The 18,212-nt window shown below is 38.2% G+C and carries 19 protein-coding genes; 12 read left to right on the forward strand and 7 right to left on the reverse strand.

Translation table 11 applies throughout. From position 1 onward, the window contains the following. The first annotated feature begins 11 nt into the window (after positions 1-11). On the forward strand, positions 12-830 hold the full coding sequence (locus PMAL9190_RS05540; protein ID WP_087844282.1) for an alpha/beta fold hydrolase: 819 nt from the start codon (positions 12-14) through the stop codon (positions 828-830). 49 nt (positions 831-879) lie between these two features. Here the strand turns inward: PMAL9190_RS05540 and PMAL9190_RS05545 are convergent, their stop codons facing one another. After that, on the reverse strand, positions 880-1,974 hold the full coding sequence (locus PMAL9190_RS05545) for a nucleotidyltransferase family protein (protein WP_087844283.1): 1,095 nt from the start codon (positions 1,972-1,974) through the stop codon (positions 880-882). Between the two features lie 67 nt (positions 1,975-2,041). Further along, entirely contained in the window at positions 2,042-2,893 is an 852-nt protein-coding gene (locus PMAL9190_RS05550; protein ID WP_087844284.1) for a CPBP family intramembrane glutamic endopeptidase, read from the reverse strand. Between the two features lie 142 nt (positions 2,894-3,035). On the opposite strand from PMAL9190_RS05550, the gene PMAL9190_RS05555 reads away from it, so the two are divergent. Continuing rightward, positions 3,036-4,526 carry a cobyric acid synthase gene (locus tag PMAL9190_RS05555; RefSeq protein ID WP_087844285.1) on the forward strand — a complete coding sequence of 497 codons (1,491 nt, stop codon included), beginning with the start codon at positions 3,036-3,038 and terminating at the stop codon, positions 4,524-4,526. A 102-nt stretch (positions 4,527-4,628) separates the two neighbouring features. On the opposite strand, the gene PMAL9190_RS05560 is transcribed toward PMAL9190_RS05555, so the two are convergent. After that, on the reverse strand, positions 4,629-5,321 hold the full coding sequence (locus PMAL9190_RS05560; protein ID WP_087844286.1) for a DUF305 domain-containing protein: 693 nt from the start codon (positions 5,319-5,321) through the stop codon (positions 4,629-4,631). 199 nt (positions 5,322-5,520) lie between these two features. On the opposite strand from PMAL9190_RS05560, the gene PMAL9190_RS05565 reads away from it, so the two are divergent. Beyond that, on the forward strand, positions 5,521-6,552 hold the full coding sequence (locus PMAL9190_RS05565) for a cytosolic protein (protein ID WP_087844287.1): 1,032 nt from the start codon (positions 5,521-5,523) through the stop codon (positions 6,550-6,552). Positions 6,553-6,643: 91 nt separating this feature from the next. Here the strand turns inward: PMAL9190_RS05565 and PMAL9190_RS05570 are convergent, their stop codons facing one another. After that, positions 6,644-7,249: a hypothetical protein gene (locus tag PMAL9190_RS05570; protein WP_087844288.1), complete on the reverse strand. Its 606-nt coding sequence runs from the start codon at positions 7,247-7,249 to the stop codon at positions 6,644-6,646. Between the two features lie 314 nt (positions 7,250-7,563). On the opposite strand from PMAL9190_RS05570, the gene PMAL9190_RS05575 reads away from it, so the two are divergent. From PMAL9190_RS05575 to PMAL9190_RS05610, 8 genes are all read left to right on the forward strand, one after another. Beyond that, positions 7,564-8,571, forward strand: a complete 1,008-nt coding sequence (locus PMAL9190_RS05575; RefSeq protein ID WP_087844289.1) for a transposase — start codon at positions 7,564-7,566, stop codon at positions 8,569-8,571. Positions 8,572-8,826: 255 nt separating this feature from the next. Next, positions 8,827-9,321: a peptide-methionine (S)-S-oxide reductase MsrA gene (msrA, locus tag PMAL9190_RS05580; protein WP_087844290.1), complete on the forward strand. Its 495-nt coding sequence runs from the start codon at positions 8,827-8,829 to the stop codon at positions 9,319-9,321. A gap of 72 nt (positions 9,322-9,393) precedes the next feature. Then, a complete protein-coding gene (locus PMAL9190_RS05585) occupies positions 9,394-9,780 on the forward strand; it encodes a type II toxin-antitoxin system RelE/ParE family toxin (RefSeq protein ID WP_087844291.1) in 387 nt (128 codons plus the stop codon). A 93-nt stretch (positions 9,781-9,873) separates the two neighbouring features. Next, entirely contained in the window at positions 9,874-10,119 is a 246-nt protein-coding gene (locus tag PMAL9190_RS05590) for a DUF3297 family protein (RefSeq protein ID WP_087844292.1), read from the forward strand. Positions 10,120-10,397: 278 nt separating this feature from the next. Further along, positions 10,398-10,874 carry a prolyl-tRNA synthetase associated domain-containing protein gene (locus PMAL9190_RS05595; protein ID WP_087844293.1) on the forward strand — a complete coding sequence of 159 codons (477 nt, stop codon included), beginning with the start codon at positions 10,398-10,400 and terminating at the stop codon, positions 10,872-10,874. Between the two features lie 51 nt (positions 10,875-10,925). Then, positions 10,926-11,396, forward strand: a complete 471-nt coding sequence (locus PMAL9190_RS05600; RefSeq protein ID WP_065168314.1) for a pyrimidine dimer DNA glycosylase/endonuclease V — start codon at positions 10,926-10,928, stop codon at positions 11,394-11,396. A gap of 362 nt (positions 11,397-11,758) precedes the next feature. Next, complete coding sequence (locus PMAL9190_RS05605) at positions 11,759-12,871, forward strand: NADH:flavin oxidoreductase (protein WP_087844295.1); 1,113 nt, start codon at positions 11,759-11,761, stop codon at positions 12,869-12,871. Between the two features lie 201 nt (positions 12,872-13,072). Further along, a complete protein-coding gene (locus PMAL9190_RS05610) occupies positions 13,073-13,747 on the forward strand; it encodes a DUF3313 domain-containing protein (protein ID WP_087844296.1) in 675 nt (224 codons plus the stop codon). 117 nt (positions 13,748-13,864) lie between these two features. On the opposite strand, the gene PMAL9190_RS05615 is transcribed toward PMAL9190_RS05610, so the two are convergent. Beyond that, positions 13,865-14,626 carry a hypothetical protein gene (locus tag PMAL9190_RS05615; RefSeq protein WP_087844297.1) on the reverse strand — a complete coding sequence of 254 codons (762 nt, stop codon included), beginning with the start codon at positions 14,624-14,626 and terminating at the stop codon, positions 13,865-13,867. 120 nt (positions 14,627-14,746) lie between these two features. Between PMAL9190_RS05615 and PMAL9190_RS05620 the strand changes: the two genes are divergently transcribed. Further along, positions 14,747-15,361 (forward strand): MarR family winged helix-turn-helix transcriptional regulator, encoded by a 615-nt coding sequence (locus PMAL9190_RS05620; protein WP_087844298.1) that lies wholly within the window; start codon positions 14,747-14,749, stop codon positions 15,359-15,361. A 5-nt stretch (positions 15,362-15,366) separates the two neighbouring features. Here the strand turns inward: PMAL9190_RS05620 and PMAL9190_RS05625 are convergent, their stop codons facing one another. Further along, positions 15,367-16,500, reverse strand: coding sequence for a ribosomal protein uL16 3-hydroxylase (locus PMAL9190_RS05625; RefSeq protein ID WP_087844299.1), 1,134 nt, complete (start codon positions 16,498-16,500; stop codon positions 15,367-15,369). Between the two features lie 170 nt (positions 16,501-16,670). Further along, positions 16,671-18,134, reverse strand: coding sequence for a C69 family dipeptidase (locus PMAL9190_RS05630; RefSeq protein ID WP_087844300.1), 1,464 nt, complete (start codon positions 18,132-18,134; stop codon positions 16,671-16,673). Positions 18,135-18,212: the final 78 nt, after the last annotated feature.

An 18,212-nucleotide genomic window follows, 5' to 3' on the forward strand; every position in this document is an offset into this window, starting at 1 on the left:
GGATACTTACAATGCAAACGTTCGCTATTGATGGTCAGCAAATGACTTACCTTGATCAAGGAACAGGCCCTGTTCTGGTCTTTGGTCATAGCTATTTATGGGATAGTGCAATGTGGGCACCGCAAATCGAGGTATTAAGCCAACATTATCGTTGTATTGTACCTGACTTTTGGGCTCACGGTGGTTCTGATAGTGCGCCGATGGCGACGCGTACCTTACGTGACTATGCTGATAATGTATTGGCCTTACTTGATCATTTGCAGATTGAAAAATTTGCGATGATTGGTTTATCTGTTGGCGGTATGTGGGGCGCAGAGTTAGCGCTCAAAGCACCTACTCGCGTGACAGCTTTGGTATTGATGGATACATTCTTAGGCTATGAACCTGAGGTGTTGCATGCGAAATATTTTGCGATGCTAGATACGTTACGCGATCAGCAACAGTTACCTGCAGCATTGATTGATTTGATTGCGCCATTATTTTTCCGTCGTGATGGTCATCTTCATAATCCGCAACTAGTGAGTAATTTCCGCGATTATTTATCAAGTTTGCAAGGAGATCGTGCTATTGCTGTGTCTGAGATGGGACGAATGGTGTTTGGTCGTCGTGATACCTTTGATGATATAGAACAACTGACACTACCAACATTAATTATGTCAGGCATGGAAGATAACCCACGTCCACCGCTGGAAGCGCAATTAATGCATGATGCGATTGATGGCAGTGAATATGTGCTTATTCCGGACGCTGGACACATTAGTAATTTAGAGCAACCACAATTTGTGACCGAACAATTACAGCATTTTTTAGCAAAAGTTTTGTCGGTGTAAACGAATATTAAGCCTAGTGAGTGTGCAATGCCTCACTGGGTTAATGCTGCTAGTAAATGACTTCTTCATCATCATGTGGAATGCTGTTAATAATTAATCGCTTAATGATATGAGGCACAATACAATAAATTGGCATCTGCTTTAAACGACCTCGAAAGCGTAATGATTTTACTGCGTCTCGATATTCAGCATTACGATGTAAAGGAAACTGATAAATAAACGCATCAATAAAACGTTGCTTATAAATCCAATAAGAGAGGCGATGCGATTTTTGTTCTTGAAAATAGGCGAGTGCAGTTTCAGGAACCGATAAATTGAATAAATCACGACATAAACTTACCGCAAGATAGAGGCTATTATCGTTACCGACTTGCTGTTGGAGTTGAATCAAATTATGCCAAAAAGTAGGGTGTTGGCTAAAGTAAATAAATTGCAAATATAGGCTATAAATATCACGTAATCCATACTGATAATCTATTTGGTTAAATAACATTATGGCTTGGTGAAGTACCATCGCATCGGGTGATAATAGTGTTGCAGGCTCGCAGGCGTGAGGTGATATATGATGGTGCAGCAGAGGAGCTGGGTTAAGTTTATTACTCAAGGTTTTGGGTAATAATTGAAAGTGAATTGCCAGTTCAGTTCGGCGTTGTTTGTGAATAAGCGGCGTGGTTTGTTGCGCCCAGCGGCGATAAAAGGTTTCTTCATAGTCAGCAATATTTTTATAGCGCCAGCCATTATTTAAAAGGGTTTTTTCAACGTTAGCCACATGTTGTGGTGATACATAAATATCAATATTATGTTTGACCCTTCCTGCAAACATATCGTTATCAAGCCATTGTAATGCGCTACCGCGTAAATAACGCCAACTGCTAATCACACCTTGAAACAGTTCTGTAAGATGCTGGTGTTCTAGTAGCAGTTGCTGCTGTTGTTTTTGATAGCTATGAAAGCCTGACATTAATTGTTGTTGTGTGTGAAGCGGCAGATCTTGTTCAATTTGTGCGAGTTGGCAACGCGCTCGTAATTGACCTAATAATGATAGATGTCGAGCTTCGGTAATAACTTGATAACTGTGCTTAGCATCAATCTTGAGTAATGTTTGTGGATTATTGAGAACATCAATGAGCAATAATTTCGACATGTCCTCCTGCTCCTTATCCCTGCGTTGTATTATTAAATCACATCGAACGGTACTCAGATTTGCATGTTTACAATGGAAGTGGGTAAGTAAAAAATACTAAATGTAGTAAATTAAATGCAAAATGAACCACGATAGCGATCGTTATCTTCCTAGTCCAATAATAGCTTAGCCCATAAAGTATGCCAGCTAATGTTGCAATTATGATAAACAAAGGGCCACCGCTAAAGTGTGCTAAGCCAAATAAAATGCTAGCAATGATAATGGCAATTGATGGTGTTAATCTTTGGCATAAAAAGCCTTGAATATAACCTCGAAACAGCACTTCTTCAGCAACACAAGTAAAAATAAGATTATTCATCGCAAATATCCACCACCATGATGGCAGTGTTAATTCGGGCTGAACCAGATTTAATGCCCATGCTAATAACGGTAACGTGATCAATCCACCACAGATAATACTTTTTTGGTAACGTGAGAGTGAAAAAGAACGCCAGTTGTATTGGTTATTGCTGACTATATTTGGCACTAATAGCAGTAGTGCAAAAATAAGCATCGGTTTATCAATGTTGAAATAAAGCGTAAACGGACGGCTTAGTGGACCGCTAGCAACCTGATCAAGTACCAATAAGTTATTGATGCCAGGATAGAGGTGAAGCACTAAGCCAATGAGCCACAATATAACGGCACTATGGCCAATATAAATAAGCAGTTTGTTATGTTGTTGCGCAGTAAAATAAGCAATAACAAGGCCACTGACGATGATCGCAGCACCGGTGGGTGTCAGAACATTAAATGCAATTGCAGCAATGAATGTGAGTATTAATGGCAGTTGCCAATAGGATTTTTTGGTTAATATACAACCAATACTGATGGCAAGTAATAACCATACCAACATGACGGGAAAAAGGAGATAATTCATAAAAGGATAAATAGAAAATGATAATGGTAACTATTTATATCATATTAGCGATAATTGAAACGCCTTTTTATAACGGATGCTTAATTAAGTACCGACGAACAGTGATTACCGCTGCTTAATACTATTAACATGGAATGAGTAAATGACGGATACATTACAACCGACAACACGCGCACTAATGGTACAAGGCACCACCTCTGATGCTGGTAAAAGTGTGCTGGTGGCGGGATTATGCCGTGTATTGGCACGCCGCGGAATTAACGTTGCTCCGTTTAAATCACAAAATATGGCCTTAAACAGTGCTGTAACCCAAGACGGTGGCGAGATAGGGCGAGCACAGGCTGTTCAAGCACAAGCATGTGGTATTGAACCGAGTGTGCATATGAATCCAGTGTTACTCAAGCCTAACACTGATGTTGGCGCACAAGTTATCGTGCAGGGTAAAGCTTTAGCTGACATGAATGCTGTTGGTTACCACAACTATAAGAAAGTGGTGATGGCACCGATTATGGAATCTTTCACGTTGCTGCAACAACAGTATCAAACCCTTATTATTGAAGGTGCGGGTAGCCCTGCTGAAATTAATCTACGTGACAATGATGTTGCGAATATGGGCTTTGCTGAAAAAGCTGATGTGCCCGTGATTATTATTGCAGATATTGATCGTGGTGGTGTATTTGCGCATATCTATGGCACGTTGGCATTGTTATCTGAATCGGAACAAGCACGTGTTAAAGGCTTTGTAATCAACCGTTTTCGTGGCGACATCAAGTTACTTGAATCTGGTTTAGAATGGCTAGAGCAAAAAACAGGTAAGCCCGTATTAGGTGTCTTACCGTATTTACATGGCTTAATGCTTGAGGCTGAAGATGCGATCAATTGTCAGCAAGTTGAAGCTGCAGATCATCAGTTAAAAGTGGTTGTGCCTGTTCTTACTCGAGTAAGTAATCATACTGATTTTGATCCACTGCGCATGCATCCTCAAGTTAATTTACAGTTCGTCGGTAAAGGACAGCCATTTCCTGCCGCAGATTTAATCATTATTCCAGGTACCAAAAGTGTTCGTAGCGATTTAGCCTTTTTACGCCAGCAAGGGTGGGATAAGCAGATTCAGCGTCACTTACGTTTAGGTGGCAAAGTAATGGGGATTTGTGGCGGTTATCAAATGTTAGGTGAAACCATTGCCGATCCATATGCTATTGAAGGTGAAGCAGGAGTAAGCCGTGGTTTAGGCTATTTATCTATTGCGACAACCATTGAGAAAAATAAATGCCTGCAACAAACAGAGGGCACGCTAACTCTGCCAAATCAAGCGCCTGTTACTGTAAAAGGTTATGAGATCCATGCAGGTGTAACTCAAGGTGTCAGTTCCAATGCGCCATTACAATTAACCGATGGCCCTGATGGTCAGTTAGGGTGTGATAATCAGGTGTTTGGCACTTACTTACACGGTATTTTTGAACAACAAGCCGCATGTGATGCAATTTTATATTGGGCGGGTTTAGAAGCCACACAAACGCCTGATTTTGATCATATTCGTGAGCAAGGTATTGATCGTATAGCTGATACCATCGAAAAGCATATGGATCTTAGTGTGTTATGGCCGCAATGGGCTGATAGATTTACGCGTTAATTTGATCTAGCGTTAATGGATAGGTGACACATTCTTAATCGATAAAAATCCGGCTTAAATGAGCCGGATTTTTTTAGATATTAATAATAAATTTAACGATTATTAATGGTGATCATGTCCCATCATTGATTTGGTCGCTGTTGTTTTTTGCGTCGCGGGAGCATGAGCTGTTAGCCATGTTTTCATAAATGTAATTTCTTTAAGTTGTGCTTTAATAATGGCTTTCGCAAAGGTTTTAGTCGACTGATCTTTTAAGTAAGGCATGATGACTTCAGCCATTTCGACAGCAGCTTCATGGTGAGGTAGCATTCCCGCCATAAAATCAATATTAGGGTTGCCTGTTAGTTTAACTTCCATCATGTTATGCATGATTTTCATCGACTTAGTCATCATCTCTTTTGAATTAGCCATCATATCACGTTGAGCAACTGGTAACTCTTTATGAGAGGCTAACCATTGCTTCATATAAGCCACTTCAGCCTTTTGTGACGTAATAATATCAAGAGCTAATTGATATACAGCAGGATCAGTCAGTGTCGGTAGAATAGACTCACTCATCACGATAGCCCCTTCATGATGAGGCAGCATACCGGCAATAAAATCTAAATCTGGATCGCCTGTTAATTTCAAAGAATGCATTCCTGACATGGCAGCCATCGAATCATCCATCATTGTTTTTGATGCGGCTAGATTTGTTGTTGGCATATGTTGGCTATGATCGGCAACAGTGTTAGTTGCAAAAGCTGTAGTAGAAAGAAATGCCGAAAAAAGAACTGCGATAGATGATTTTTTCATAGTGATCTCGTTATGTTTTATTTGCGTAACACCATAAAGCTTCCACTATGGGGAAGGTCAACAAATTGTTTAAATAAGAAGGTATTGGAGATTTTCGATAGAATTTATTAACAGAACTAATGGTTAGTGATCTAAACAACGTTTTCGTTTGAGTGTGATCTTTGTTACACTTTCGCGGTTGTTTTTAAAGGTGGGCTAAATGAAATTATTGTATTGGTTAGATGAGTGGCTAACGCACTCTCGGTCGCAGCAACAAGCAAAACTACCAATGTCGGGAGGAGACTTGGTTGGTGATGTGTTTGTTAAGTATGAGTTTATTGATATTAATAAGCCACTACTATTTACTTTTTCACCTGCGGGAACCAATATTTTGGAGCAAGATCTACATGATGATTTTGCACCATGGGGATATCGTTTAGCTAAAAAACAGCAAGTTAATGTTATTTCTTTTCAGCATTTAGGTAAAAGTAATTGGTTTCGTAGTCGTAACTTAATTTTCTTTATTGAGCAATTATCAACCTTACTTGAACCGTTTACATATCGATTAGGTTATGGGTTAAGTCGTGGTGGTTTTGCCGTGGGTGCGTTTGCAAACTTATTGCAACTTGATCAAGTATTATTGTTTCATCCTGTAAGTACCAAGAATCAAACGATTGCTCCGTGGGATGACAGATCAAGTACTGAATTAGCACAACAGTTTGATTGGGAAAGTAACTATCATGATCTTGATCTAGGCAAAGCCAAAGGTTACATCATTTATGATCCCACCAATAATATAGATCGTCTGCATGCTAAACGTTACCCTCAGTTGACGCATTTACGTGTATTTGGAATGGGGCATGGAACTCATGCGACTTATCTTAATAAATTTGGTTTTTATAAGCAGGTTGCAGTGGATTTTATACGTCATCAGCAAATAGATATTGCGCAATTCCGTCAACAAACCAAGACATTACGTTTTAAAGAAGAGTATTACCATAGCCTCAATAAAGCTAATGTTTATTCAGATCATCGTCTTGGTTTATTGAGTACCGCACATAATATTCTTATCGATGAAAAAGAAGCGCATGTACAAGAGCATCAAGCTCAAATTGACGTACAGCCCTTAATTGATATCGCGATCAAACATCAAGATGATCACCCACAAGATGCGATTCAACTGCTAGAAATGGCACAGCAACTTGTTCCTAACGATCCATTAGTTGAACATAAATTAAGACAACTACTTTAAACGTGTAACAGTTACAGCATAGATTCTTATCGCCATATCACTCAGTAAGAGGTATCTACTACTGAATGATGTGGCGTTGTTATATTGGGCATTATTTCGTGTTAATGATGGCTTGAGTCGTAGTCGCGATTGTTTTGATATATAACATCCATAAGAAAGAGATATTATGCTGTATCCGCTTCGCTATATTTTCCGAATCATCAATAGCATATCTGTGTATACACGGTGGAGTATTGCGATATAAATAATTAATATTATCGGTGATCAATAAGTGCCGTAACTGATGTTTTAGCATATTCATATCGACTATTTCTATAAGCAGATAATCGTAAATATGATGAATATTAATTGGGCTAAAAGACAGTTTTTGATCTGTGATAGTGATAAAACCGCGGGTCATAACCGTTACTTCTTCTGACCAACGACTAGCATCATATTGACGGGCAAGATAATGCGCAAAAGCTAAATCACCATAATGACGATTGAGATTTAATTGGGTTTGAGGATCATGATTAACCGCATCAACCCAACCACTAATCGATGGAGCTAATTGGGCACTAAAATAATCAAAAAATTGCGAATATGATCCTTTTATTGCGATCAAATCAAGTCGATGCTGGCTAAGTTCTGTGTCTACTTGAGTAAGCAGTAAAGGCATTGTTAGTGTTGCTGGTTGCGCTATGGTTATATTGTTCATATATATCTTCGTTAGCTATACAATCGTCTGATTATTCAAATAATTTCATTGGGTGGATTAGACAACGATTAGTCGTGACGTTTTGTAGCCTAGCTCTCATTTCTTAAAATAATAACTGTATTTAGTCATGCTTTTAGCTGAATGGTTAACTTGTGATCTATAAGAACAAAAGAACAAGGACAGCCATAACATTGCACATTACCATGAGTGACTACACTTAAGCTTTAAGTGGCAACAGAACAACATCAGCCATAACATTGCACATTAACCATGAGTGACTACACTTAAGCTTCAAGTTGCTTATGGTGAAACCAATGACAATCTCAAGACGCAAATTGATCGAGCCTCAAATTACGCCTTTTTATCATGTGATTAATCGCTGCGTACGGCGGGCATATTTATGTGGTGACGATCCCTATAATGGCAAGAACTATCATCACCGACGAGGTTGGATAGTAAACAAAATCAAACAATTAGCCACTGTTTTTTGTATCGATGTTTGCGCTTATGCGGTGATGAGTAACCATTATCATTTGGTACTGAAAATAGATACTGAGCAACAACAGAAGCTAACGCCGAAAGCGGTAATATCGCGCTGGTTACAGCTATTTAATGGTCATCCTATTGCGGTCGATTTCTTAAAAGAGGGGCTGGTAGGTGCTGAAAAACAGCAGGCGTTATCAAATTTAATCACTGAATGGCAGCAACGATTAGGCAGCATTAGTTGGTTTATGCGCTGTCTTAATGAAGAAATCGCTAGAAAAGCCAATAAAGAAGACCAATGTAAAGGTGCGTTTTGGGAAGGGCGATTTAAGTCTCAAGCACTATTAGATGAAAAAGCATTACTATCGTGCATGATGTATGTTGATTTAAACCCAATCAGGGCTGGCGTTACGCCGTCACTAGAACAATCAGATTTTACCTCGATTCAGCAGCGTATTCGTGAATATCAGCAGCCAAAAACCTCTGCTAAACAACCATCTTTACATAAAGCCCACTTCCAACTATTACCCTTTGTTGGTGCTGAACATCAGGCTAAAACGGCAGCAATAAACGTTGCATTTGCCGATTATCTTGAACTTATAGATTGGACTGGTCGCAGTATTCGCAATGATAAACAAGGCTTTATTGCACCTAACCAGCCTAAAATGTTACAACAATTGGGAATATCAGCAGATGCTTGGCTTGAGCATAGTGAACAATTTATGGAGCGGTATGCCAATGTAAGTGGGAAATGGTCTCGAATGTGTGCTTTCAAACAACATGCAGGTGGACACTGGTGTAAAGGAAAATCAGCAAGTCATCAGTTGCATCCCAATTAGATATAACTTTTTATAAATAAGAACAAAATACCGCAAGAGTCGTTAGGATTGTGGGTGTTGTCGATCGTGAAATATGGGGAGCGTCCTGATTTTATGAGGAATTTAAATAAATAAGCTGTAAAGTTTAGGTTTGAAGTTTTATTGTGAGTGGAATGATTTGTTTTTGGTGAGCTATATTTGAGAGTTGAAAGATATGGCTGTCCTAAGATAACTAAGATAATACGGTTCACGCAATGTGATCATAGGAGTGATGATATGAGTATCGAAAAAGCAGTACTGGCTGGTGGGTGTTTTTGGGGGATGCAGGATCTTATTCGTCGTCAACACGGTGTTGTATCTACACGGGTTGGCTATACTGGTGGGGATGTTATAAATGCTACCTATCGCAATCATGGAACTCATGCTGAAGCGATTGAGATTATGTTTGATACCACACAAACCAGCTTTACTAAAATTCTCGCTTATTTCTTTCAAATACATGATCCATCGACTGTAAATCGTCAAGGTAATGATCTTGGTACATCTTATCGCTCAGCTATTTTTTATACGTCTAATGAGCAAAAGAGCATTGCTGAAGATTTGATTAAACAGATGGATGCTTCTGGTGTGTGGCCGGGGCCTATTGTGACGGAAATAGTGCCTGTTAGTGATTTTTGGCAAGCAGAGCCTGAACATCAAGATTATCTTGAGCATCAACCGAATGGCTATACTTGTCATTTTCCACGTCCAGATTGGGTACTGCCGAAATAAAAATAATCATTTGGCTTTTCATTATTTGAGGAGCCTAATGTTAGATATCATGCGTTAAGCTAACGATACAAAATGAATATTTATAGAGTACAAAAAGAAAATAGAACGGTAGCACTTTATAACTTCTTTGATGAAATTTCAGAAAAGTTACATGTAAATATTGTGCATAAATTTCAATCTTACCAAAACCATAATGATATTTATCATTGTAAAAGCTTAAAGTTACTCAATCCAAAAATATGGAAATATAAAGGGTTAATTTATAAGCTAAGAGTTGATAATGGTAAAGAGTCAGCAAGAGTACTGTTTGTAAAAACAAAAGACAGTGATATCGTTATTATTCATAGCTTTTTAAAGTCGACTCAGAAAACCCCTAAAAAAGAAGCAAAACAGGCAATCAATGTCTATCAACAGTTAGATGATATAAAAATCGAGCCGCTGATAATACTTCGTCAATGATGTATATTTTATCTACTCAAAAGAATACAACTCTTGAGCGCTAGTCTTAGATTGTCTACAATAGCGCACTTTTGATTTTCGACAGGCATCAACATGAACGATACTACATCACGCCCGACTTTACCTGATCACCTTTCTGGTAATCCTCGTAGCCCACATTACCTAGAAGCTGCTTTTGAATATGAGATCGGCATTATATTTAACGGCAAAGAGCGTTTTGATGTTGAGGAATACTGCATCAGTGAAGGTTGGATCAAAGTGCCGTCTAAAGCATTAGATCGTCGCGGTAACCCGTTACTGATTACTTTAAAAGGCACAGTTGAAGCTTTTTATAAGTAAAACGCGGCTTAGTTTTATCACTAAGCAAGGTTCTGCTGTTGCTTAGTTGATGTAGTAGTTAGATTTTCTCATTATAATACTGATTACTCGCATCACATAAAGCCTAGCTTGTTCTAGGCTTTATGCATTTAGTACCAGCGTTACTATGCTCCGTCTTCTATTTTTTAAATAAATTCTCAATATTATTATCAATTCTAATTAAATTTAAATAATATAAATGAGCAAATAAATATAGCTTATTTATTAGGGTTATTTTTAAATTTAATAAAGGCTGAATAATGAATATATATAATATACTTGATGAATTGTCGATTGATTATCAAAGATATGATCATCCTGCAGTATTTAACTGTGAGCAAGCGCATCTCTTAGATTTGAATATTGACGGTGTGGCAACTAAAAATCTTTTTATTAGGGATAGAAAAGGCAGTCGACACTTCTTAGTGGTTGTTATCGCTGATAAAAATGTAAATTTAAAGTCACTTAGCCAACAGCTTGGTGTTACAAGTTTACGTTTTGCTTCTCCACGTCGGTTAGATAAATATATTGGCACTATTCCTGGAGCGGTCTCTATTTTAGATATAATTAAAGATCACCATCATGAGGTTGAGTTAGTTATTGATAAATCGATATTTAACTATTCATCATTACAATGTCATCCATTTACTAATACAGCAACGCTTGACATTAGTATTGCCGGAGTACAGCAATTATTAGCTCATTATCAACGGTCGTATATTGAAATAGATTTATAATAATGGCTATTCTCTTCTAAACTATTAGTACATCAAATAAAGGACGATTCGATGAATATTTTTATTTTAGATGATGATATTGAGAAGTGCGCACAATACCACTGCGATCAGCACGTAGTTAAAATGATTTTAGAAAGTGTGCAACTTTTATGTACGGCCCTCAATAAAAAAGGATTTACGACACCTTATAAATCAACCCACATTAATCACCCCTGCGTATTGTGGGTTGAGCAATCGTACGATAATTTTTTGTGGCTAAAAGCATTAACGTTAGCATTAAATAAAGAGTATAAATATCGATACGATAAAGACAATGATCATAAATCAATTGCTGTTTTAAATGCTATTTCTACATTTTCATATGAGTCAATAGGGTTAACAACCTTTGCTCAAGCGATGCCGGATATTTATAAGGTAGAAGGTGATGCTATTGCAGCTTATCGATATTTTTATCGAGGTGATAAATCAGCTTTTGCTAAATGGACTAAACGTGCACCACCGTCTTGGTTTGTGAACGGCTAGGATATAATTTCAGTATTATCACTCAATAATGATGTTCGAGAAAATGAAACTATTCAATCTGTACTAGTTAAAATCATTGATCATGCAGGCGCAAATAGTGTGCTTGAGACAGAAGGTGTTACTATTTTTTAATGAATGTGACGCTAAAAATATTATCAGAATTTCTTCTAAGAATATAACTAATAGAACTGACATTATCTTAATCCAGATTAAAGATTTTTAGGTATATTAGCGTTATTATTCATTCCAGCTTAGCGCTTATAGTAAAAATGCACATAAAAAGAACAGTATTAAGGTGCTGTTCTTTTTGGCTTTTTTGGGTGCTGGAGAATAAGACTAAACGATATTTAAGAGGATTTGATTTGAGCACTTTATTTACAGAAACCCGTATTGGTAACATGGCATTAAAAAACCGCTTTGTTCGTAGTGCAACATGGGAAAATATGGCAACAGAAGATGGCCATATGACCGACAAACTTTATGCTATTTATGAAGAACTTGCACAAGGAGAAGTGGGGCTGATCGTAACGGGTTATGCAAATATTGTCGAAGAAGAAAAGCCCAATGCTGGCATGATGGGTATGTATAACGATTCTTTTATCGAAGAATATCAAAAACTCACAGATCTTGTTCACCAATACGATGCCAAAATTGTAATGCAGCTTGCTTATGGTGGTACTAAAACAACCTATAACGTTGGTGAGCGAGTGATCTTTGCACCAAGTGCCGTCGCTGAAAAAGGTACTCAGACATTGGGTCAGGCAATGACTCAAGCTGATATTGATTATATTGTTGAAGCTTTTGCATTAGCGACCAAACGCGCTCAAGACTCTGGCTTTGACGGCGTTGAAATTCATGCGGCGCACACGTATTTAATTAATCAGTTTTTAAGCCCGTATTATAATCGACGTGATGATCAATATGGCGGTAGCCTTGATAATCGTATGCGTTTCTTATTAGAAATTTACGCAAAAATTAGAACTTTAGTGGGTGATGATTTTCCAATTTTGGTGAAACTTACGGCCTCAGAGTTTTTTGAAGGCGGATTAACATTTGCTGAAACGCGCCTGATTTGTAAAAAATTAGAAGCTGTTGGTGTTGATGCGATCATCATTTCGGGTAACGTTCATGGTAAAGCAGATACTATGGTTGGCGAATCTTATGATGGCTATACCATTGAGCCTGAAGGTTACTTCCACCAATATGGTGATGTGATCAGCCAAGATGTTAATGTCCCTGTTATTACTGTTGGTGGCTTAAGTGAGTTTGATGCTATTGAAGCCATGGCAAATAATACTGGGATTGAATTTTTTGCATTATCACGTCCATTACTGTCAGAGCCAAAGCTAATTAAACGTTGGCTTGAGGGCTATAAAGCAAATGTTGAATGTGAACGATGCTCAAAGTGTCGTACCCGTCGTGGTAATTTCTGTGTAGTAAATAAAACTCGTAAAGCAGAATTAGCTCGCTTGTAAGTGTATTTATAATTGTTTTTCTTCTAAAGAGAGTTAGCCATTGTGCTAGCTCTTTTTTTGTCTTTATTTTTGTGTTCGTGTTTTCTTTGCATCATGTTTAGTATTAATTTATAGTATATCATACTGTTTGCGGGCGAAATCTAGATAATCGTGCAGTAATAAACAATATAGTTATTACTAAATGGATGAGAGGATGAAAACATGCAACAAAAGATCTGGTTATTAATGCTTATGATTATAACGGCAACGGGTTGTGCCAGTAATCATCAAATATTAAAGCCAAAAACATTTGAAACCTTTGAAGATTTTCGTCCCGGTCCTGAAGATGGCGTTGATTTAGTATGGGCGAAACGCGGTATATTTAACCAGCGCTCATTACAACGTCAATTATCTCAATACGATTATATTATTTACGATCAAGTTCATATTGTGCTTGATAAGCAAAAGAGCGACCATTTATCTGATGATGAAATTATCGAGATAAAAAAGTATTTTATTAATCAATTAAAATCATTAAATACCACGTTAAGAGTGGTTGAACAGTCACAGCTTAAAACATTACGGGTCACCGTTGCGATTACTAATGTTCAAACCCCGAACCCTATATTAGCTATCACAAGTAGCGTGTTACCCGTAGGGTTAGGTATATCGACAATCTCCAAAGTATTAACAGGCGAGCATACCAATGTTGGTTCTGCATCGATGGAAATATTGATCAGTGATGCGATAACAGGAGAGCCAATCATTGCTGCTATTGATCGTAGAGCGGGTAATAAAGATCTCGGTACGATGATTGATTCATCAGATGATATTAAAGATGCGATTAATTGGTGGGTGAAGCGATTATCGCTGACATTAGCGCAATATAAAGCATAAATTAGCGTTTAATCATAACGAATGTCAAATATTTAATGTTTACATGCAGTTAACCTTACTCTAATTATAAGAGAGTAAGGTTAGTTTTTGAGTGTTTAAACGATGGTTCGATAACCATTAGTGATTTGTTTTACCAGGTAGGCTTAAATCACCAGAAGCAACATCAAATACATTTTTCACACATAATAGTGGTGAATGTGCACTTGCATTGATTCTTAACCCTGCGGTAACACCATCAAAGTTGGCCATTTTAAGCGCCTCTATATTATCAAACCTTACTTTTACATTTAAATCATGATCACGAAATTGAGGCTGGTAGTTAGGGCTATCAATTAATAGCGGTAATCCAGGCCAAGTTTTTGGTAACCTAGGTTTTTCATCTTGTGGAATATCAACCACGCCAAGGGCATCGGGACCACATTTTTTATTGGGTGCTAAGACAACCCAGTGGCTATGCCATACATTACCATCATTGGTTTTGTCACCATCACCATTTTCATCATACAGTGGGGTATCATCAAAATCGGGATGAGAGGTGACCGCTAATGCTAAAATACCAGCATCTTTTTCAAAACCGACCGCATGGCTATTTAATGTTAATGGCCACACATAAGAAAAAACATCACTGCCCGCTAATTTTCCAATAGGGGTAGGTGTAATCTCTCCTGCTTTACCTGAAACCGCAATATGAAAAGTGGCAACATTTCCTTTGGTAGTGATTTTAGTATGAATAATATCAAACGGGGCTAGTTTGGCATCATTAGCGTTTGCTTGGATCCCACCGCTGTGTGATGTGTGGGCTGAAACGGAACCTGTGAATGTGACAATTGCTGTAACCATAGTCGCTAATATCGTTTTTCGCATGGTTGAAATGTTCATAACATCCTCCGTTGAGTGAACTGAGTATAGTACACAAGTTGGTGTTGACTCGATACTATATTTATATAAGAGCATAAAAATGTAGTTGTCAACTTTGTTTTGAGTCGATACTATTAACGAATGAACATAATTATTATTCAACAGTTACTTGATCGCATTAGTAACTTAATCAGAGCAGAAATGCGTACAGAACTTATTGGGCATGGATTACAACCTGTTCAATTTGATGCTTTGTATTATTTATCTATTTGTAATCGTTTTTCAAATACACCTAAAGCGGTGACAGAGTTTTTAGGTTTAACAAAAGGAACGGTGTCGCAAACTATTAAGGTGTTAGAAACAAAAGGGTATGTAGAGAAGCTTGCGGATAGTAATGATAAGCGTATTACGCATTTAATTATGACTGAAAAAGGACGAGACTTATTAGCTGCTTATTTTCCATCGGCAACATTGTTAGGTGCTTGTTCTGATAGTGAGGAGGGAAGTACAGCGTTTGACGCTGCATTATTACAACAGCAATTAACGTTATTGTTAGCATCAATCCAAAAACAACACCGCTACCGTTCTTTTGGCGTATGTAAGTGTTGTAAGTATCATCAGCATGTTAATGATGGTTATGTTTGTGGTTTAACCCAATTGCCATTAACAGCTGATGATATAACGTTGATTTGTGTTGAGCATCAACCACTAACAAAACAAAACAAAAATAAGAGAGGTGATCCCTCTCTTATTTAGAGGGTTTACTCGACAGGGTACCAATAACCAAGGTTGATCAGTTGTGTAAGCATCGCTAGAAAGGCTGGATGATCAAGTTGTTCACCCAATTGAGCGTAAGTGATTTGCTCTTCGTCACACAGTAATTTAGCGGCATCAGCGCATTCTGGCGGTAGTTGATATTGCTCGCCATTGATATAAACAAGGTGCGCTTGATCTGGGTGATAAAACGCCCGTAAGCCACCAATACGTTTAAATGCTTCACCATCTTCTAGAAACTGATAAGTTTCGCTATGTTGCCATGGTGGCTCTGAAGGCAATATATCGAGTTCATGGCGATTTTGAGTTAAATGTTCACCCAACCATTGTTTTAATAACTGCGGATGATCAAGCAAGCTACGCATCATATTTTCAAGATCTTTGGCTTCTTCTGCCAAGATAGCGCCGTTATTCGCACGAGCGGGAAGTTTCGGATTATGGTAGTGAACATCACCAATGTCATTTGCAATCACGAAATCGGCAAAGCTGCTTAATAATTCTTGTTTTTTAGGTGATCGAAAACCAACCGAGAAGCTCATTGAGGTTTCAATTGCGTAGCCATCATGAGGGAAGCCAGGTGGAATATATAAAATATCACCAGGTTCTAAAATATCGTCAATAATTGGTTCAAAACCTTTAATTTGACGTAAAGCAGGATGACGACATTCTTCTTCGTAATCATCTTTTTTAGGACCAACCCGCCAATGGCGTTTGCCAGAACCTTGAGTAATAAACACATCGTATTGATCAATATGTGGCCCAACACCGCCGCCAGGGGTCGAGTAACTGATCATTAAGTCATCAAGTAGCCACCCCGGTAATTGACGAAATGGAGTAATTAATTGTGCAGCACCTTCATGCCAATGGTTAGCAGCTTGAACAATGAATGACCAATTATCTTCAGGCGTATCATCAAATGCCAGTGGGCCATGGCGAACATCCCAAACATCGGCTAATTTAGCGATATAGCGCGAATCAATCTCTTCTTCCATTGCCAATCCGGCTAATTCATCAGGCGTAATGGGATCGACAAAGTTTTTAAAACCACCTTTGATGATGGTCGGTTTCTTTTGCCAAAACTCGGCAAGAAATTCTTCAAATGAAAACGTCAGTTGGTACATAACACGCTATTTATTGTTGAGCTGGATGGCGATTATAACGTAAACCGTTCCCAGAGATATCTTTAGTTTGCGTTTACTGGTATTCGCCACTAAAAACAAAAACTCATAAAAAAACGCTAACATTTGGGTTAGCGCTTTTAATTCAATATTAGAGTTATTGTTGGCTGGGCTTACGCCCCTGCGAAATGCGATGCCATATCAGCTTTTTGAGTTAACGTAGTATATATTTCGTTAGTGACTTTAAGCGCATTATCTGTTGCTGTTTTCTCAAAAGCATTAATTAAATTAGTTGCTTGCTGTGGGTGTTGTTTATAAATAGCTAAGTATTTTTGTTCCATTTTTTTCTGAGCAATAGCAGTGTCAGCTTCGTATTTGTCATAGGCCGCTCGAATAATCGGTGCATTTTGTTTCCAGTTTGCCATGCCTAATGTTTGTAGTTTGCGCATGTCCCAGAAAATCGAACCGTTACTTGCGACATCAGTACCAATATCATAACCATAAGGGATCTTGGTTGTGCCTTGGTAGAACGGTATATAAACCCCAAGTGCTGTCATACCAAAGTTGATGTACTCTGTCTCACCAATTGCGATTGGTAGGTTCGGACGGACTTCAATGATGTGTGACTCAGCACAACGGAACACAGAAATAGGGCGGTAATGACCAAGGGGATCAGCGTTAGCATAGGGATCCATTGCTGTGCCTTGATAATGGTTACGCATAATATCTTCAACTTTTTGCAGTGAGATTTTATGGGTTGGTGTTAAAAATACCGGATAGTTTTGTTGGTCACGATCAACTTGCGTTTTTAAGCCAGGGTTAAGAATATGCTGTGCAATCCATACGCGAGGGTAGTTATAAGTGATATTTTCTTTGCCACCGGTTGTGCCATACGCTTCATGGAAATCAAACGGTTGATTTGCTTTTGCTATATATAGACCATGCTGTTCTGCAAACGAAACCAAATTAGGCGAGGCAAGATAATCAGCATTATGTGGTAAATATTCTTTTAAACGCGCCTGATTGCCAGAGATGAAATAAGCATCATTAGGAATTTTACGTGCCATCCATTGATGACCGCTGCCTGTTTCTAAGTACCAAATCCCCGTTTTATCAATAAAGCCAACCCCAAAGCCTTGAGATGCACCACGCTCTTCAATGATTTTACCTAGTAATTCAACACCTTCTTTAGCGCTGTGAATACGAGGTAAAATCACATTTTCAATTGAGTCTTCATTAATGCCATTTGGAGTATAAGGATCAGCGGCAAGTGCTGCTTTGCGATTAGTAAGGCTTTCAGTTGAGGTGATACCAACACCTGCTGAGTTTAAACCCACTTCACCCATGGTTTGATCATGAGTATCCCAATCTTGCATTGAGGTATAAGACAATGACACTTTAGGATATGGGTAAGTAAAACCGTCAGTGTTAGAATGAAACTCACCTTTTTCATTAACGGTACGTGGATGGAGTACAAAATGTTTTGCCCATACGGCTTTATAATCTTCATTACGTGCCATGTAATAAGCACCGTTAGTTGATGCTTGGTTACCAACAAGGAGTGTTGTACATGCGTTTGCAGCTTGAGTACCAACTAAGCTTGCAATAGCACAAGCCAATATAGGAAGTGTTTTCATAATAATTAATCAAGTTTATAAAATTAGAATTTATTTTAGGCTTGTTGACCAAAATGAACAGATCGGCAATGGAAATCT

Origin of the sequence: Photobacterium malacitanum (genome assembly GCF_900185615.1) — a bacterium.
Taxonomy (GTDB): Bacteria; Pseudomonadota; Gammaproteobacteria; order Enterobacterales; family Vibrionaceae; genus Photobacterium; species Photobacterium malacitanum.

Bases quoted from the DNA above. Each gene is read 5' to 3' on its own strand.
- PMAL9190_RS05555 (WP_087844285.1), top strand. From the start codon at position 3,036: ATGACGGATACATTACAACCGACAACACGCGCACTAATGGTACAAGGC.
- PMAL9190_RS05630 (WP_087844300.1), bottom strand. From the start codon at position 18,134: ATGAAAACACTTCCTATATTGGCTTGTGCTATTGCAAGCTTAGTTGGT.
- PMAL9190_RS05600 (WP_065168314.1), top strand. From the start codon at position 10,926: ATGAATATTTTTATTTTAGATGATGATATTGAGAAGTGCGCACAATAC.
- PMAL9190_RS05550 (WP_087844284.1), bottom strand. From the start codon at position 2,893: ATGAATTATCTCCTTTTTCCCGTCATGTTGGTATGGTTATTACTTGCC.
- PMAL9190_RS05615 (WP_087844297.1), bottom strand. From the start codon at position 14,626: ATGAACATTTCAACCATGCGAAAAACGATATTAGCGACTATGGTTACA.
- PMAL9190_RS05585 (WP_087844291.1), top strand. From the start codon at position 9,394: ATGAATATTTATAGAGTACAAAAAGAAAATAGAACGGTAGCACTTTAT.
- PMAL9190_RS05595 (WP_087844293.1), top strand. From the start codon at position 10,398: ATGAATATATATAATATACTTGATGAATTGTCGATTGATTATCAAAGA.
- PMAL9190_RS05545 (WP_087844283.1), bottom strand. From the start codon at position 1,974: ATGTCGAAATTATTGCTCATTGATGTTCTCAATAATCCACAAACATTA.
- PMAL9190_RS05610 (WP_087844296.1), top strand. From the start codon at position 13,073: ATGCAACAAAAGATCTGGTTATTAATGCTTATGATTATAACGGCAACG.
- PMAL9190_RS05570 (WP_087844288.1), bottom strand. From the start codon at position 7,249: ATGAACAATATAACCATAGCGCAACCAGCAACACTAACAATGCCTTTA.
- PMAL9190_RS05540 (WP_087844282.1), top strand. From the start codon at position 12: ATGCAAACGTTCGCTATTGATGGTCAGCAAATGACTTACCTTGATCAA.
- PMAL9190_RS05625 (WP_087844299.1), bottom strand. From the start codon at position 16,500: ATGTACCAACTGACGTTTTCATTTGAAGAATTTCTTGCCGAGTTTTGG.
- PMAL9190_RS05560 (WP_087844286.1), bottom strand. From the start codon at position 5,321: ATGAAAAAATCATCTATCGCAGTTCTTTTTTCGGCATTTCTTTCTACT.
- PMAL9190_RS05590 (WP_087844292.1), top strand. From the start codon at position 9,874: ATGAACGATACTACATCACGCCCGACTTTACCTGATCACCTTTCTGGT.
- PMAL9190_RS05575 (WP_087844289.1), top strand. From the start codon at position 7,564: ATGACAATCTCAAGACGCAAATTGATCGAGCCTCAAATTACGCCTTTT.
- PMAL9190_RS05565 (WP_087844287.1), top strand. From the start codon at position 5,521: ATGAAATTATTGTATTGGTTAGATGAGTGGCTAACGCACTCTCGGTCG.
- PMAL9190_RS05620 (WP_087844298.1), top strand. From the start codon at position 14,747: ATGAACATAATTATTATTCAACAGTTACTTGATCGCATTAGTAACTTA.
- msrA (WP_087844290.1), top strand. From the start codon at position 8,827: ATGAGTATCGAAAAAGCAGTACTGGCTGGTGGGTGTTTTTGGGGGATG.